This is a genomic window from Stenotrophomonas sp. PD6 (assembly GCF_049199305.1).
In the GTDB taxonomy this organism is placed as follows: domain Bacteria; phylum Pseudomonadota; class Gammaproteobacteria; order Xanthomonadales; family Xanthomonadaceae; genus Stenotrophomonas.
Genome location: NZ_JBLZQD010000015.1, coordinates 91,458 through 106,864, shown reverse-complemented (window position 1 = coordinate 106,864; position 15,407 = coordinate 91,458). Strand labels below are relative to the sequence as shown.

At 68.3% G+C, this 15,407-nt stretch carries 13 protein-coding genes; 5 read left to right on the top strand and 8 right to left on the bottom strand.

The genetic code is table 11. The features are described from left to right. Positions 1-303 precede the first annotated feature (303 nt). Together ACOZHM_RS17295 and ACOZHM_RS17290 are read right to left on the bottom strand one after the other, a co-directional pair. On the bottom strand, positions 304-1,728 hold the full coding sequence (locus tag ACOZHM_RS17295) for an amino acid permease (RefSeq protein ID WP_421570560.1): 1,425 nt from the start codon (positions 1,726-1,728) through the stop codon (positions 304-306). Positions 1,729-1,732: 4 nt separating this feature from the next. Next, the gene (locus ACOZHM_RS17290) at positions 1,733-3,208 is read right to left on the bottom strand and encodes an amino acid permease (RefSeq protein WP_421570559.1); all 1,476 of its coding nucleotides are present in this window, start codon (positions 3,206-3,208) and stop codon (positions 1,733-1,735) included. A 213-nt stretch (positions 3,209-3,421) separates the two neighbouring features. On the opposite strand from ACOZHM_RS17290, the gene ACOZHM_RS17285 reads away from it, so the two are divergent. Further along, positions 3,422-4,006, top strand: coding sequence for an NUDIX hydrolase (locus ACOZHM_RS17285; protein WP_421570558.1), 585 nt, complete (start codon positions 3,422-3,424; stop codon positions 4,004-4,006). Here ACOZHM_RS17285 and serA read toward each other — a convergent pair whose 3' ends face one another. Further along, the gene (gene serA / locus ACOZHM_RS17280; RefSeq protein WP_421570557.1) at positions 4,007-5,248 is read right to left on the bottom strand and encodes a phosphoglycerate dehydrogenase; all 1,242 of its coding nucleotides are present in this window, start codon (positions 5,246-5,248) and stop codon (positions 4,007-4,009) included. Between the two features lie 209 nt (positions 5,249-5,457). On the opposite strand from serA, the gene ACOZHM_RS17275 reads away from it, so the two are divergent. From ACOZHM_RS17275 to ACOZHM_RS17260, 4 genes are all read left to right on the top strand, one after another. Next, on the top strand, positions 5,458-6,846 hold the full coding sequence (locus ACOZHM_RS17275) for an FAD-binding oxidoreductase (protein WP_421570556.1): 1,389 nt from the start codon (positions 5,458-5,460) through the stop codon (positions 6,844-6,846). Between the two features lie 62 nt (positions 6,847-6,908). Then, entirely contained in the window at positions 6,909-7,205 is a 297-nt protein-coding gene (locus tag ACOZHM_RS17270; RefSeq protein ID WP_421570555.1) for a DUF2388 domain-containing protein, read from the top strand. Further along, positions 7,205-8,995, top strand: a complete 1,791-nt coding sequence (locus ACOZHM_RS17265) for a DUF4105 domain-containing protein (RefSeq protein WP_421570554.1) — start codon at positions 7,205-7,207, stop codon at positions 8,993-8,995. Before ACOZHM_RS17270 ends, ACOZHM_RS17265 begins: the two co-directional genes overlap by 1 nt. A 152-nt stretch (positions 8,996-9,147) precedes the next feature. Next, the gene (locus ACOZHM_RS17260) at positions 9,148-9,879 is read left to right on the top strand and encodes an MliC family protein (RefSeq protein ID WP_421570565.1); all 732 of its coding nucleotides are present in this window, start codon (positions 9,148-9,150) and stop codon (positions 9,877-9,879) included. 18 nt (positions 9,880-9,897) lie between these two features. On the opposite strand, the gene ACOZHM_RS17255 is transcribed toward ACOZHM_RS17260, so the two are convergent. The 5 genes from ACOZHM_RS17255 to ACOZHM_RS17235 form a co-directional block, all read right to left on the bottom strand. Further along, positions 9,898-10,440, bottom strand: coding sequence for a hypothetical protein (locus tag ACOZHM_RS17255; protein WP_421570553.1), 543 nt, complete (start codon positions 10,438-10,440; stop codon positions 9,898-9,900). After that, a complete protein-coding gene (gene yeiP, locus ACOZHM_RS17250; RefSeq protein WP_421570552.1) occupies positions 10,437-11,003 on the bottom strand; it encodes an elongation factor P-like protein YeiP in 567 nt (188 codons plus the stop codon). The genes ACOZHM_RS17255 and yeiP overlap by 4 nt, the downstream gene beginning before the upstream one ends. A 38-nt stretch (positions 11,004-11,041) precedes the next feature. Next, positions 11,042-11,812 carry an SDR family NAD(P)-dependent oxidoreductase gene (locus ACOZHM_RS17245; protein WP_421570551.1) on the bottom strand — a complete coding sequence of 257 codons (771 nt, stop codon included), beginning with the start codon at positions 11,810-11,812 and terminating at the stop codon, positions 11,042-11,044. A 76-nt stretch (positions 11,813-11,888) separates the two neighbouring features. Next, the gene (locus ACOZHM_RS17240) at positions 11,889-14,453 is read right to left on the bottom strand and encodes a sensor domain-containing protein (RefSeq protein WP_421570550.1); all 2,565 of its coding nucleotides are present in this window, start codon (positions 14,451-14,453) and stop codon (positions 11,889-11,891) included. Further along, positions 14,450-15,343, bottom strand: a complete 894-nt coding sequence (locus ACOZHM_RS17235) for a hydroxymethylglutaryl-CoA lyase (RefSeq protein WP_421570549.1) — start codon at positions 15,341-15,343, stop codon at positions 14,450-14,452. Before ACOZHM_RS17235 ends, ACOZHM_RS17240 begins: the two co-directional genes overlap by 4 nt. Between the last annotated feature and the right edge of the window lie 64 nt (positions 15,344-15,407).

Sequence of the window (15,407 nt, the reverse complement as noted above, 5' to 3'; positions counted from 1 at the left end):
CTCTTCCCCTTGTTGACGCCCCCCGCCCCCCGGGGGGGGGGGGGGGGGGGGGGGGGGGGCCCCCCCCCCCCCCCCCCCCCCCCCCCCCCCCCCCCCCCCCCCCCCCCCCCCCCCCCCCCCCCGACACATTGAGGCGAGTGCCAGCATTTTGGGTGAGGTGGAAAAAGCAGAGCCGGCCTTTGGCCGGCTCCCGAGCGTGATGACCAACGGTATGCGTGGCTCCTGCCACGCACCCTTCGGGCCGTCGCTCTGCGACGTTGAAAACGGCTCCTGCCGTTTTCTGCATCACCTAGCGAGTGTGCCTTAGCCGCGCAGGCGGCTGTGCTTCATGCTGTAGCCGAAGTAGATGGCGAAGCCGACGACGGTCCAGACGCCCATCAGCATCCAGTTGTGCAGGGTCATGGCCGATAGCAGGGCCAGGCAGCTCAGGACGCCCAGGCTGCAGATCAGCCAGGCCGCCGGGATGCGGAACGGGCGGGGCAGGTCGGGCTGGGTGCGGCGCAGGATGAGGACGCCGGCACAGACCGCCGCGAAGGCGATCAGGGTGCCCATGGAGGTCAGCTCGCCCAGCACGTCCAGCGGGAACAGCGCCGCCAGCAGCGCGATGCCGATGCCGGTGATGACGGTGTTGATGTGCGGGGTGCGGTACTTCGGGTGGATGCGGGTGAAGACCGGCGGCAGCAGGCCGTCGCGGGCCATGATCATGAAGATGCGCGGCTGCGCGATGACCATCACCAGCACGACGGAGGACAGGCCGATCAGGGCGCCGATCTCCACCACGACCCGCAGCCAGCCCAGGCTGGGATGCGCGGCCACGGCCGTGACCACCGGCTCGTCGGTGCCCAGCATGGTGTACGGGACCAGGCCGGTCATGACCGCCGCCATGGCGATGTACAGCACGGTGCAGACCACCAGCGACAAGAGCATGCCGATCGGCATGTCGCGCTGCGGGCGGTGCGATTCCTGGGCGGCCACCGACACCGCTTCGAAGCCGATGTAGGCGAAGAACACCATCGCCGCGCCACGCAGGACGCCCTCGAAACCGAACTTGCCCGGGCCTTCGTTGGCCGGAATGAACGGGGTCCAGTTGGCCGGGTCCACGTACTTCCAGCCGACCGCGATCACCAGCACGATCAGGCCGGTTTTCAGGATCACCATCGCCATGTTCATCGCCGACGACTTGCTGATGCCCACGTAGCAGAGCCAGGTGAGCAGCAGCACCAGGATCGCCGCCGGCAGGTTGGCGATGGCACCGGTGGGGCGCAGCTGCCCATCCAGCGGGGCACTGACCAGCGCCGAGGGCAGGTAGATGTCGAAGTGGCTCAGCAGGCTGAGGAAGTAGCCGGTCCAGCTGACCGCCACCGCCGAGGCAGATACCCCGTATTCCAGCACCAGCATCCAGCCGATGAACCACGCCGCCAGCTCGCCGAAGGTCGCGTAGGTGTAGGTGTAGGCACTGCCGGAGACCGGCACCATGGCGGCGAATTCGGCATACGCCATGGCGCAGAACGCGCAGCAGATGGCCGCCAGCACGAACGACAGCATGATGGCCGGGCCGGCGTGATTGGCCGCGGCCTGCCCGGTGATGACGAAGATGCCGCCACCGATGACCGCGCCGATGCCCAGCGCGGTCAGGCCCCAGGGGCCCAGGGTGCGGCGCAGGCTCAGCCCGTTGGCGTCTTCATGGGCGGCGTGCGGGTGCTTGGTGGCCCACAGTTGTTTCAGCATGGGATCACGACACCTTGTTGAGCTTGCTGTGGCGGATGCCGTAGCCGAAGTAGATCAGCAGGCCCAGCACGGTCCAGCCGACGAACAGGTGCCAATGCACGACGAACGCCTGCCAGAACAGGAACAGGCAGGACAGCGCGCCCAGCGGGCAGATCACCCACACCAGCGGCACGCGGAACGGACGGGTCAGTTCGGGGCGCGTGTAGCGCAGGACCAGCACGCCGATGCAGACCGTGGCGAAGGCCAGCAGGGTGCCCATCGAGACCAGCTCGCCCAGTACGTTCAGCGGCATCAGGCCGGCCAACGCGGCGGCGAGAACGCCGACCACGATGGTGGCCCAGTACGGGGTGCGGAAACGCTTGTGCACCTTGCCGAACAGCTTCGGCAGCAGGCCGTCGCGCGAGATCGTGTAGGCGATGCGGGTCTGGCCCATCATCATCACCAGCACCACCGAGGACAGGCCGGCGATGGCGCCGATCTCCACCGCGGTCTTCAGCCAGGACAGGCTGGCATACGGTTCGAGCGCGGTGGCCACCGGCTTGTCGGTGCCCAGCAGGTGGTACGGCATCATGCCGGTCAGCACCGCGCACACGATGATGTAGACGATGGTGCAGACCGCCAGCGAGCCCAGCAGGCCGATCGGCATGTTGCGCTGCGGGTCCTTGGTTTCACCGGCGGCGGTGGAGACCGCGTCGAAGCCGATGTAGGCGAAGAACACGATGGTGGCCGCGCGGAACACGCCGCTCCAGCCGAACTCGCCCGAGACGCCGGTGTTTTCCGGGATGAAGGGGGTCCAGTTGGCGACGTCGATGTGCTGGGCGCCAAAGCCGATGAACAGGCAGATCACGGTGACCTTGATCGCCACGATGATCGCGTTGATGAAGGCCGATTGGGTCACGCCCACGTACAGCAGGCCGGACACCGCCGCCACGATCAGCACCGCCGGCAGGTTGAACAGCTTGCCGGAGGCGATGAACTCATGGCCGGTCCAGGCGATCGGCGCCGAACTGAGCGCGTCAGGGAAGGGCATGTGCAGCGTGGTGGTGATGAAGCTGATCAGGTACGCCGACCAGCCGACCGCGACCGAGGCCGAAGCGAACAGGTATTCCAGCACCAGGCACCAGCCGATGAACCAGGCCATGCCTTCGCCCAGGGTGGCGTAGGAATAGGAATAGGCGCTGCCGGAGACCGGCATCATCGCGGCGAACTCGGCGTAGCACAGGCCCGCCAGGGCGCAGGCGAAGCCGGCGATCACGAAGGACAGCATCACGGCCGGGCCGGCATGGTTGGCGGCCGCCTGGCCGGTCAGCACGAAGATGCCGGCGCCGATGACCGCGCCGATGCCGAGCATGATGAGGTGTTTCGCCGTGAGGGTCCGTTTCAGTGTGGCTTCGCCGTCCAGGCTGCCCTCGACCGGTTCACCGGCATCCACGTGTCCGGCAGGTTCGACCGGTTTGACCCTCAACAGAGACTTCAGCATGCAATGCTTCCCGTAGAGCGGGGCTCGGCCCCGCTGAAAATGGTGAACAAAAAGGTAGGTGAACGATGCGTTGCCGCGCACCTTGATGAACCGCCGCGCCGCCCCCAATGGGACGACCCGCTGTACCTTAGCCAAAGCTTAAGCCCGCGCACAAGCGCAAATGCAGCATCGGCCAGCGATAATCGACAAATCCCGCCTTCTGCCACGCCTACCATGTCCCCAAACCCTGAATCCGTTGTAGGGCTTGACGCCGAGCTGCGCACCCAGCTGGCCGATTACGCCGCCCGCCACCCGCACGACGCCGCGTTGGCTGACGAATTCGGCACACTGCTGGACGATCCTGAGAACCCCTTCCTGCGCAGCCGCCTGTCCGGCCACTTCACCGGCAGCGCGTGGCTGGTCAGCGCCGACGGCGCCCGGGTCCTGCTCACCCACCACCGCAAGTTGAACCGCTGGCTGCAGCTGGGCGGGCATGCCGATGGCGAGCGCGACCTGGCCCGGGTGGCGCTGAACGAGGCCGAGGAAGAGTCCGGGCTGACCGGGCTGGTGCTGGAGGACGGGGCGGTCCTGTTCGACATCGACAAGCACTGGATTCCGGAGCGCCACGACGTGCCGGGCCACTGGCACTACGACGCCCGCTATGTGGTGCGGGCGCTGGGCAGCGAGGCCTTCGCGATCAGCGAGGAGTCGCTGGCGCTGGCTTGGCGCGAGGTGACCGATGTGGCCAACGCCGCCATCGAAACTCCGGACGGCGACGATTCGCTGCCGCGCATGGCCAAGCGCTGGCTGGCGCGCTGATCAGTACAGCACGCGCGTGCGCAAGGTTCCCGGAATGGCCGCCAGTTCTTCGCGAACGGCGGCGGCCTGTTCCTCGCTGGCGGTGATGTCGATCACCACGTAGCCCACCTTCGGGTCGGTGCGCAGGAACTGGCCGTCGATGTTGACGTTGTGGCGCGAGAAGGTCTCGTTGACCCGCGACAGCACGCCCGGCACGTTCTGGTGGATGTGCAGCAGGCGCAGGCTGTCTTCGTGCTCGGGCAGGGTCACTTCCGGGAAGTTGACCGCCGACAGCGTGCTGCCGTTGTCGCTGTAGCGCACCAGCTTGGCCGCCACTTCAATGCCGATGTTGTCCTGCGCTTCCAACGTGCTGCCGCCGACGTGCGGGGTGAGGATCACGTTGTCGTGCGCGGTCAGCGGCGACACGAAGGCGTCGCCGTTGCCCTTGGGTTCGACCGGGAACACGTCCAGCGCGGCGCCGCCGATGTGGCCCGAACGCAGCGCCGCATCCAGTGCATCGATGTCGACCACCGTGCCGCGCGCGGCGTTGATGAGGTGCGCACCGGCGCGCATGCGGGCCAGCTGCGGCGCGCCGATCAGCCACTGCGTGGCCGGCGTCTCCGGCACGTGCACGGTGACGATGTCGGCACGGGCCAGCAGGTCGTCCAGGTCGATGGCGGCGCGCGCATTGCCCAGCGACAGCTTGGTCTCGATGTCGTGGAAGATCACCTGCATGCCCATCGCCTCGGCCATCACGCCGACCTGGGTGCCGATGTGGCCATAGCCGATGATGCCCAGCGTCTTGCCGCGCACTTCGTGGCTGCCTGCAGCGGATTTCGACCAGCCACCGCGATGGCATTCGGCATTCTTCTGCGGAATCCCGCGGGTCAGCATGATCGCTTCGGCGATCACCAGTTCGGCCACGCTGCGGGTATTGGAGTAGGGCGCATTGAAGACCGGAATGCCGGCCAGCTCGGCCGCCTCCAGGTCCACCTGGTTGGTGCCGATGCAGAAGCAGCCGACCGCCATCAGGCGCTTGGCATGGGCCAGTACCTCGGCGCTGAGCTGGGTGCGCGAGCGGATGCCCACGATGTGGGCCTCGGCGATGCGGGCCTTGAGCTCGTCCTCGGGCAGCGCCTTGCTGTGCAGTTCGATCTGGGAGTAGCCGGCGGCGCTGAAGACATCGATCGCAGACTGGCTCACCCCCTCCAGCAACAGCACGCGGATATCCTGCTTGGGGAATGAGGTCTTCTTCGGCGACATGGGCGAGCGGCAGCATGTTGGACGGGAGCTGCCCACTATGCCAGATCGGGCCCGGGATGGTGCGGTGCGCCATGGGGGGGCGGACGGTTTCAGATGGTACTAACGTCGCACCACTAACAACGTCGCACCACTAACAGTGGCGCGCTACCCGGTCGCACGACCAACAGGCGTGCGCTACCCTTGGCGATTACCCCGCCGCCTTTGCTCACATGACCGACCCGCGCCTTGAATTGCTCCTGCAGGACTGCCCCGGGCTGCGGCTCACCACCGAGCCGGCCGAGCTGGAACACTACGGCCGCGACTGGACCCGGCGCTGGACGCCGGCGCCGCTGGCGATCGCGCTGCCAAACAGCGTCGAGCAGGTTCAGGCCATCCTGCGCTGGGCCAGCGCGCAGGGCGTGGCGGTGGTGCCGTCGGGCGGCCGCACCGGCCTGAGCGGCGGCGCGGTGGCGGCAAACGGCGAGCTGGTGTTGAGCCTGGAGCGCATGAACAAGCCGTTGGCCTTCGATGCGGTGGACCGCACGCTCACCGTGCAGGCCGGCATGGCGCTGGAGGCGGTGCACAACGCGGCGCGCGAGCACGGGCTGATCTACCCGGTCGACTTCGCGGCGCGGGGTTCGTGCTCGATCGGCGGCAACATCGCCACCAATGCTGGCGGTATCCGCGTGATCCGTTACGGCAACACCCGCGAGTGGATCGCCGGGCTGAAGGTGGTCACTGCCAGCGGCGAGCTGCTCGAACTGAACAAGGGGCTGATCAAGAACTCCAGCGGCTACGACTTCCGCCAGCTGCTGATCGCCTCGGAGGGCACCCTGGGCGTGATCGTCGAGGCCACGCTGAAGCTCACCGATCCGCCGCCGGCCAGCAACGTGATGCTGCTGGCGCTGCCCTCGTTCGAGGTGTTGATGCAGGTGTTCGCCGCGTTCCGCGAGCGCATGCAGTTGCAGGCCTTCGAGTTCTTCACCGACCGTGCGCTGGAACACGTGCTGGCGCATGGCGCGCAGGCGCCGTTCGCCGAGGTCCACCCGTTCTACGTGGTGACCGAGTTCGCCGCAGGCGACGAGGCGCAGGAAGCCGCCGCGATGGCCGCCTTCGAGGCCTGCCTGGAACAGGGCTGGGTCAGCGATGGCGTGGTCAGCCAGAGTGACGCACAGGCCGCGCAGCTGTGGCGCCTGCGCGAGGGCATCACCGAGGCCGTGGCGCGCTACAAGCCGTACAAGAACGATGTGTCGGTGCGGATCTCGGCCATGCCCGCGTTCATGGCGCGCACCCAGGCGCTGATCGGCGAGGCGTACCCGCACTTCGACGTGGTCTGGTTCGGCCACATCGGCGACGGCAACCTGCACATCAATGTGCTCAAGCCCGACGCCACCGATGACGCGCAGTTCCTGCAGCAGTGCGAGCACGTGACCAAGCTGCTGGCGCAGGTGCTGAAGGACTTCGATGGCAGCATCTCCGCCGAACATGGCATCGGGCTGGTCAAGAAGGGCTACCTGGACAGTACCCGCGGCGAGGCGGAAATCGCGCTGATGAAGGCGGTCAAACGCGCGTTTGACCCCCAAGGGCTGCTGAATCCCGGCAAGGTATTCGACCTGTAGCAGGCGACAGAAATTCACGCAGCCGATACGCTCTGCGCTTTCCTGTCTTGAATGACCCGAACATGATGCGATCGATCCTGCTCCTCGCCGTGCTTGCGCTGCCGCTGTCCGCCCTCGCGTCCAGCTTCGCCGGTTCTTCGGCCGGTTCCGCCTCCGGCGCGTCGTCGGCCGGCTCGTCCAGCTCGGACGACGACAAGGTGGTGGTCGACGCCCGCGAAGATGCGGCCGCGTTCGTGGCGACCGACGGTGCCATCCGCGGTGCGCGCCTGGAGGCGGCCCTGCTGCACCTGCGTGAAACCGGCGCCGCCCAGCGCGATGCCAGCGACATGCAGTTGGCCCAGGCCCTGCTGGCCCGCTGATGCGACCCCGCCGCTGGGCCCTGCGCCGATGCGCGGCGGTCCTGGCGGCATTGCTGGCCGCCCCGGCCGCCCATGCCGCCCTGCAGCTGCAGTTGCAGGCGGACGGTCTCGGCCCCGAGCAGGTCACGAAGGCCAACGCCGTGCTGGACGCGGCGCCCGCGCTGTTGCCTACGACTTGGCAGGCACGCTTCGCCGCTCCCGTAATGCTGTCATGGTCGGACCGGCTGCCCGATGCCGTGCACGGACGTGCCCGGCAGGGTGCCATCACCCTGCGCCGCAGCCTGCTCGACGAGGTAGAGCCCGGCCAGCCGCTGCCGCGCGCGGTGCAGGCCGCGCTGATCCATGAGCTGACCCACGTGCTGGATCGCGCTCCCGGCGGTCGCTGGTCGTACAGCGCACGCTGGCGCGACCTGGCCGGCTGGCAGCAGCGTCCGTGGCGGCTGGGCCGCGGCGCGAATGCATTCACCGAGCGCAGCCCCGATCCCTACGAACGGCACAACCCGGCCGAGTACCTGGCGGTCAATGCCGAGCATTACCTGCTCGACGCCGATTACGCCTGCCGGCGCCCGGCGCTGGCGGCGTGGTTCGCCGAGCACATCGGCCCCGGACCGCAGTCGTCGTGCGACCCGCGTGTCGCGCTGGTGCAGGCAGGCGATGTCACCGGCGAGGCGTCGTTGCTGGAGTTGGATCCGCAGCGGGTGTACGCGGTGGACTACCTGCTGGCCGAAGGCAACGATCAGCTGATGAGCCGTTGGGGCCACAGCATGCTGCGGCTGGTGATCTGCGCGCCCGGACGGCCGCGCGGTCCGGACTGCCGGCTGGATCTGGCCCACCACCGGGTCTTGTCGTTCCGTGCCTTCGTCGGCGACGTGCAGATCTCCAGCTGGCGCGGGCTGACCGGCGCGTATCCGTCGCGGCTTTTCGTGCTGCCGCTCAACCAGGTCATCAACGAATACACCCAGCTGGAGCTGCGCGGCCTGGTGTCGGTGCCGCTGGCGTTGCAGCCGGACGACATCGCCACGCTGCTGGAACGGGTAGGGCAGGTGCATTGGAGCTACGACGGGCGGTACCGGTTTGTCAGCAACAACTGCGCGGTGGAAACCGGCAAGCTGCTGCAGGAAGGCGTGCCGCGTTGGGCCGACCCCGGGCTGAACCGGCTCAGCCCGACTGGCCTGCTGCGTCGGCTGGAGCGCCAGGGTCGCGCCGATGGCACGGTGCTGGACGATCGGCGCGAGGCGATGCGCATGGGGTACTACTTCCCCTCGGCGCAGGCGCACTACCAGCAGCTGTTCGATGTAGCGCGCGCGGAGCTTGCACTGCCGACCGCGCAGGTGACCGCGTGGTTGCAGCTGCCCGCTACGCAGCGTGCGGCATGGGCAGAACGCGGCGGGTTACGCGCCACCTCGGCGCTGCTGCTGCTGGAGCAGGCGGCGCGCAACCGGGAAGAGCTGCGCGCGCGCGACGGGCTGAAGCGAGCATTGGACGATCCACGCGGTGACGGCGATGCCGCGCACGCGGCATTGCTGGCCTTGCTGGATGACGCCGGCCAGCTGGTCAATCCGGCCGGACTGGTTGGCGGTGATGGATATGGGCTGCCGATGGTGCAAGAGCGGGTCATCGCTGCCGACGCCACACGCCAGATCAGCGCGCGTGGCATCCCGGCGTGGACGGCATTGCAGGCGCAGTTGCGCGCGCAGCTGCCGGCGCACCAGCAGCAGGAGCTGACGACCATCGATGGCACGCTGGTGCGTCTCGGCAATCGAATGCGCCAGCTCGCGCGGGGACCGTAGAGCCACGCCCTGCGTGGCTGCGCGGTGCCCGGCGAAAAACAGCCACGCAGGGCGTGGCTCTACGGCGAAACATCAAAACCGCGTTTCACCCCCGCTAACATGGCGGGCGCTAGCATCTCCGGTTGAACCAGAACATCGGCAAGGAGTCGAACATGCGTGCATCTCCCTTGATTCTCAGCGTCGCCATCGTCACTGGCCTGGCAGCGTGCCAGCCGGCTCAGCAGGCGGAAAGCGCGAACCCAGGCGCCTCGGCGACGGGCAGCGAAGCGCCGCCGCCCGCGGCTGCTCCCACCTCCGACGAACGCGTCTATGCGTTCCAGTGCGGCGATCTCGTGGTGCGGGCGACCTATCGCGGGCAGGACTCCGCCACCGTGGTGGTGGGCGACCGCACTTTCGTAATGGCCAATGAAACCGCCGCCTCAGGTGCGAAATACGGCGACGGGCAGGGCAACACGTTCTGGACCAAGGGCACCACCGAAGGCACGCTGGCGCTCAAGGGCGAGCCCGACCGCGCCTGCACGGGGTCCGGCAAGGAAGGCGAGGTCGCCCTGGCCACTACTGATGCCGCGCCGGCGTTCCGGGCGACCGGCAACGAGCCCGGCTGGCTGGCCCAGGTCAGTGCCGGTCCCAAGCCGCAGCTGCACGTGGAAACCGGCTACGGCGAGCAGAAATTTGAGGTCGCCGCACCCACCCAGGGCAAGGATGGCTGGTCGGGCAAAGCCGCCGACGGGACGGACATCAACGTCAGCTTCCAGCGCACGGTGTGCGAGGACAACATGAGTGGGCAGAAATTCGGCGCCACCGTGATGCTTACTGTCGGTACCCGTCAGTACCACGGTTGCGGCGATTTTGCCGGTGCCCCAGCGCTGGCGGCCAGGCCGTAATACCTTGCCCGCGCAGGCTCAGTCCTGCGCGCGGCACGGATCCGGCGCGACCAGGGTGAAGAGGTCGTAGCGGTTGCCGATGTCGATCAGCGCGCCGCGGATCGAGCAGTCGTCCCGGTGCTGTTCAAACAGGTCGGCAAAGCGCTGCTCGCGGCCGTCGCAGTATTCGGCACTGGCCTGTTCCAGTTCTGCACGGCGTGCATCGTCGTAAGGCTCTTCACCGGCGAAATGCTGGCAGGTGTTCTCGCGCGCCAGGAAGGTGCGGACGTCGGCGGGCAGGGTGCAGTAGAGGCGGATGTCGTCCAGATCGTAGACGTCCTCCGGTATTTCGCAGCCGGCTTCGGCGCGGGCGCGTTGCAGTTCCTCGAACGGGTCGGGTGTGTCGTCGGCTGCCGCGGTAACGGTGTCTTCCGGCGCTGCCGCAGGTTGCGTCACTGCAGCAGGTTCAGGCGCGGGTGCGACCGCAGCGGCGGCAGCAGGATCTACCTGCTGCTCGGCTGCGCGCGGCGAACACGCCGCGAGCAGGACGAGCAGCATTGGCAGCGCCAGGCGCAGGTTCAATCCGCGCGGCCGGCGAATTCGCCGGTGGCGGTGTTGACCAGCACGCGTTCGCCGTTGGCGATGTACTCCGGCACCATGATCTCGATACCGGTGCTGAGCTTGGCCGGCTTCGGGCGCTTGGTGGCGGTGCCGCCCTTCAGTTCCGGCGGGGTCTCGATCACTTCCAGCACCACGCTGCTCGGCAGCTGCACGGCGACCGGCTGGTCATCGATGACCTGCACGTAGATGCCGGTCAGGCCGTCGGTGATGTAACCGGCGTCGTCGCCGATGACGTCCGCATCCAGGGTGTACGGGGTGTAGTCCTCATCGTCCATGAAGACGAACGCATCGCCATCCTTGTACGAATAGGTGGACTGGCGGCGCAGCAGTTCGACTTCCGGCAGGTTGTCGTCGGCGTCGAAGCTGGCGTCGAGCTTGTTGCCGCCCGGCACGCTGTACATGATGAAGCGGAAGCGGACGTTGCCGCCGCGGCCCTGCGGCGAGCTGCGTTCGATGTCGCGGATCTGGTAAACGCCGCCGTTGTATTCGACGACGTTGCCTTTCTTGATGTCGTTGGCTTTCATGGGAATGAAGGTCGGTTCGTGGGAAGTGGGGTGCTTGCTTACTTGGGTGCCAGGCGCACCGCACCGTCCAGGCGGATGGTTTCGCCGTTCAGGTAGGTGTTGCCGAGGATGTGTCCGACCAGGCTGGCGAAGTCGTCCGGCTTGCCGAGGCGCGGCGGGAACGGAATCGAGGCGGCCAGCGACTCCTGCACGGCCGGCGGCATGCCGTCGACCATCGGGGTCCAGAAGATGCCCGGCGCGATGGTCATCACGCGGATGCCGAAGCGCGACAGCTCGCGCGCCATCGGCAGGGTCATGCTGACCACCCCGCCTTTGGAGGCGGAATAGGCGGCCTGGCCGATCTGGCCTTCGTAGGCGGCCACGCTGGCGGTATTGATGATCACGCCGCGCTCGCCGTCTTCGCCCGGCGTGTTGTGCTGCATGCGGTTGGCCGCGGCCTTGGCAACGTTGAAGCTGCCCACCAGGTTGACCATGATGGTGTTCTGGAAGGTGGCCAGCGGCATCGGCGCCTCTTTGCCCAGCACGCGGCCGGCGCCGAGGATGCCGGCGCAGCTGACCACGGCATTGAGGCCGCCCAGGAAGTCGTGTGCGGCATCGATCTGCGCGGCGACGGCGGCTTCGTCGCTGACGTTGGTGCTGAAGTAGCGGGCATTGGCATCGCCCAGTTCGGCCACCGCGGCGGCACCCTTGTCGTCATTGAGGTCGAACAGGGCCACCCGTGCGCCCTGGGCGACCAGGTACTGGGCGACCGAAAGCCCAAGGCCGGAAACGCCACCGGTGACGACGGCGCGGACAGAAGACAGCTGCATTGCACGATCCCGCTGGTTCAAGAGCCGCCGATTCTAGCGGATGCGGGCCGTTTCGCCGTTGTGCAGCGCGTGCGCCTTATTGCCGCTGGGCCAGGCGACGGGCGAAGTCGTCCGCGGCCAGCCCGGGGGCGAACAGGAAGCCCTGGCCGACGGTGACCCCCAGGGTGTGCAGGAAACGGCGCTGCTCTTCCGATTCGATGCCCTCGGCCACCAAGCCAAGGCCGAGGCTGCGCGCGATGCCGCAGACGGCCTCGCAGACCGCCACGTCCGAGCGGTTGCCGGGCACGCCCTCGACGAACAGCTGGCTGAGCTTGAGCCCGTGGATCGGCAGCCGGCGCAGGTAGTTCAGGGCGCTGTAGCCCTCACCGAAGTCGTCGATGGTCAGCAGCACGCCCATCTCGCGCAGCCGCGCGAAGGTCTGCAGGGTGTCGGGGGCGTCCTCGATCAACACCCGTTCGGTGAACTCCAGCTCCAGCGCGCTGCCGGGCAGCCCGTACTGGTCCAGGATCTGGCGGACATTGCGCGCCAGGTCCTCGCCGACGAACTGGCGGTAGGAGACGTTGACCGCCACGCGCACGATGCCGAGCCCTTGATCCTGCCATTGGCGGATCTGCCGGCAGGCCTCGTTCAATACCCACAGCCCGATCCGCACGATGTCGCCGGTGCTTTCGGCGTGGCCGATGAAGATGTCCGGGCGCAGCTCGCCCAGCTGCGAGTTGCGCCAGCGGATCAGCGCCTCGGCGGCGACCAGCTGGCCGGTGCGCAGGTCGACCTGCGGCTGGTAGACCAGATGGAACTCGTCGTCGTCCAGCGCGCGGTGCAGCTTGCTTTCGATCTGCAGGCGGTCGTGCTGGCGTTGGGCCAGTTCCGGCGAGAACACCTGCCAGCCGTTGCGCGTGCGGCGCTTGCAGTCGTACATGGCGATGTCGGCGTTCTGGATCAGCTGCTGCGGGCGCAGCCCGTCCTGTGGCGCGCGGGCGATGCCGATGCTCGTGGTCACCGCGAACTCGTCGCTGCCGAAGCGGAACGGGGCGGAGAAGGCGCGGGTGATGGCCTCGGCCAGGCGCTCGGGCTGGTCCGGCACGTCGCGGGTATCGCAGACCACCAGGAATTCGTCGCCGCCGAAACGGGCGACCAGCCCCTCGGTGCCGATCGCGGTGGAAATGCGCCGCGTCGCATCGATCAGCAGCTCGTCGCCGGCATTGTGGCCGAGCAGGTCGTTGACCGTCTTGAAGCGGTCCAGATCGATGTACAGCACCGCCACCCGGCAGTGGGTGGGGCTGGCCATGCGCGTGGCCAGGTCGGTCAGCACCGCGTCGCGGTTCATGATCCCGGTCAGCGGGTCGGTTCGCGCCTGGATGCGCAGGGTTTCCTCGGCGTGCTTGCGCGAGGTGATGTCCTGCACCGTGCCGGCGATGCGCGCGGCGTCCACGTCGCCGGCCTCGGCCTCGCCGATCATGCGCACCCAGAACGAATGGCCGTCGCTGCGCTGCCCCTGCAGTTCGAGCTCGAACGGCACCTGCCGGTCGATGACGTCCAGCAGTGCCTGCTGCAGCTGCGAGCGGTCGTCCAGGCGCAGGCAGTCCATCAGGTGCGCCATGTCCTGCAGCGGCGGGTCCTGGCCAAGGATGCGCGCGGCCTCGTCGGTCAGGTACAGGCGCTGCAGGCCGCGATCCCATTCCCAGCCGCCGATGTGGGCCAGCGACTGCGCGCGGTCGAACAGGGTGTTGTTGCGCTTGAGTTCGGTGATGTCGCTGAACAGCCCGAACACGTGGTCTGGGCTGTCGCGGCCGGTGCCGTAGACCGGCACGTTGGTGGTGGAGATCCAGATCATGCGCCCGCGCGGGCGGTGGTACAGGCCGACGATGGTGCTGCGGACGATGCGCCCGCGCTGCAGCGCTTCGGCGGCGGGCCACTGTTCGCGCGTCAGCGGGTGGCCGTGCTCGTCCACGCTGATCCAGTCCTCCGGGGCCAGCAGGTTCTGCAGGCTGCCGCCGTTGGACTGGCTGCCGAGGATGCGGTGCGCGGCGGGATTGGCCGACACCACACGCAGGTTGCGATCGAACAGGATCACGCCCTTGTCGATGGATTCCATCAGCAGGCGGTAGCGCGATTCGGCCTGCCAGCGGCTGCTCAGGTCGCGTGCCACGGCCACGATGCAGTGCTCGCCCTGGTGCTCGAAGCCGGCCGAATGCACCTCCACCGGGAAGCGGCTGCCGTCGCCGCGCATGTTGGTGACCTCGATGACGTAGGTCTCGCCGCGCCGCAGCGCTTCCCAGACCGGGTCGAGGTGGTCGCTGGGCAGGTCCGGGTTCAACAGCTCGATGGGTTGGCCGATGATGTCGTCGCGGGCGCGGCCGTAGGCCCGTATGCCCGCCTTGTTGAGGTCGAGCACCACCCCGGTCTCGCTGAGGATGCTGACCGGGTCGGGCACCGCATCGAACAGCGCGGCATACCGGCGCAGCGCCAGCTGGCGTTCGTCCATCGCCTCCTGCAGGGCCTGCTGCACATCGCGCAGCAGGGCGTGCACGTCTTCGCCGGGCGGCTGCGCCAGCGCCTGTTGCAGGGCCGCCAGCGCATGCAGATGCGCGGCGAGGTGGTCACCGACCGCGGCATCCTTGCGCGGGCGGCGGCGACTCATGTGGTGGCCAGTGCCTTGCCGGCCTTGCTGCCGGTTTCGCGCCCGAGCCGTGCTGCCAGCCAGCGGCCGGTCGCGGCCAGCGCCGGCAGGTCGATGCCGGTGCGCATGCCGATGCCGTGCAGCAGGTACACCACGTCCTCACTGGCGACATTGCCGCTGGCGCCCTTGGCATACGGGCAGCCGCCGGCGCCGGACACGGCCGAATCGACTACGCGCACGCCTTCGTCCAGGCAGGCATCGATATTGGCCAGGGCCTGGCCATAGGTGTCATGGAAGTGCACCGCGAGCGCGGCCATCGGCAGCTCGGCGGCCACGGCACGCAGCATCGCCCGCGCCTTGCGCGGCGTGCCGACCCCGATGGTGTCGCCCAGCGAGATTTCGTAACACCCCATGTCGTGCAGCGCGCGTGCCACCCGGACCACCTCGCTGACCGCCACCTCGCCCTGGTAGGGGCAGCCGAGCACGGTGGACACGTAGCCGCGCACCTTGACCCCGTCGGCACGGGCGCGTTCGAGGATCGGCGCGAACCGGGCCAGCGACTCGTCGATGCCGGCATTGGTGTTGGTGCGGTTGAAGGTTTCCGAGGCGGCGGTGAACACCGCCACTTCCTCCACGCCCACGGCACGGGCGCGGTCGTAGCCCTGCTCGTTGGGCACCAGCACCGGATAGGCGATGCCGGGCACGCGCTCGATGCCGGCATAGACCTCGGCGGCGTCGGCCAGTTGCGGCACCCAGCGCGGGCTGACGAAACTGGTGGCTTCGATGGTGCGCAGGCCGGTGAGCGACAGTTGGCGGATCAGCTCGATCTTGTCGGCGGTGGCCACCGGCTGGGCTTCATTCTGCAGCCCGTCGCGCGGGCCGACCTCGACGATGCGGACGAAATCATCCATGGCCATGCTCCCCGGAGACGGGAAGACGCACGGCCAGCAGCGGACGGGTGGGGGATGGAATCAC

Bases quoted from the DNA above. Each gene is read 5' to 3' on its own strand.
- ACOZHM_RS17235 (WP_421570549.1), bottom strand. From the start codon at position 15,343: ATGGATGATTTCGTCCGCATCGTCGAGGTCGGCCCGCGCGACGGGCTG.
- ACOZHM_RS17275 (WP_421570556.1), top strand. From the start codon at position 5,458: ATGACCGACCCGCGCCTTGAATTGCTCCTGCAGGACTGCCCCGGGCTG.
- ACOZHM_RS17290 (WP_421570559.1), bottom strand. From the start codon at position 3,208: ATGCTGAAGTCTCTGTTGAGGGTCAAACCGGTCGAACCTGCCGGACAC.
- yeiP (WP_421570552.1), bottom strand. From the start codon at position 11,003: ATGAAAGCCAACGACATCAAGAAAGGCAACGTCGTCGAATACAACGGC.
- ACOZHM_RS17295 (WP_421570560.1), bottom strand. From the start codon at position 1,728: ATGCTGAAACAACTGTGGGCCACCAAGCACCCGCACGCCGCCCATGAA.
- ACOZHM_RS17240 (WP_421570550.1), bottom strand. From the start codon at position 14,453: ATGAGTCGCCGCCGCCCGCGCAAGGATGCCGCGGTCGGTGACCACCTC.
- ACOZHM_RS17285 (WP_421570558.1), top strand. From the start codon at position 3,422: ATGTCCCCAAACCCTGAATCCGTTGTAGGGCTTGACGCCGAGCTGCGC.
- serA (WP_421570557.1), bottom strand. From the start codon at position 5,248: ATGTCGCCGAAGAAGACCTCATTCCCCAAGCAGGATATCCGCGTGCTG.
- ACOZHM_RS17245 (WP_421570551.1), bottom strand. From the start codon at position 11,812: ATGCAGCTGTCTTCTGTCCGCGCCGTCGTCACCGGTGGCGTTTCCGGC.
- ACOZHM_RS17270 (WP_421570555.1), top strand. From the start codon at position 6,909: ATGATGCGATCGATCCTGCTCCTCGCCGTGCTTGCGCTGCCGCTGTCC.
- ACOZHM_RS17260 (WP_421570565.1), top strand. From the start codon at position 9,148: ATGCGTGCATCTCCCTTGATTCTCAGCGTCGCCATCGTCACTGGCCTG.
- ACOZHM_RS17265 (WP_421570554.1), top strand. From the start codon at position 7,205: ATGCGACCCCGCCGCTGGGCCCTGCGCCGATGCGCGGCGGTCCTGGCG.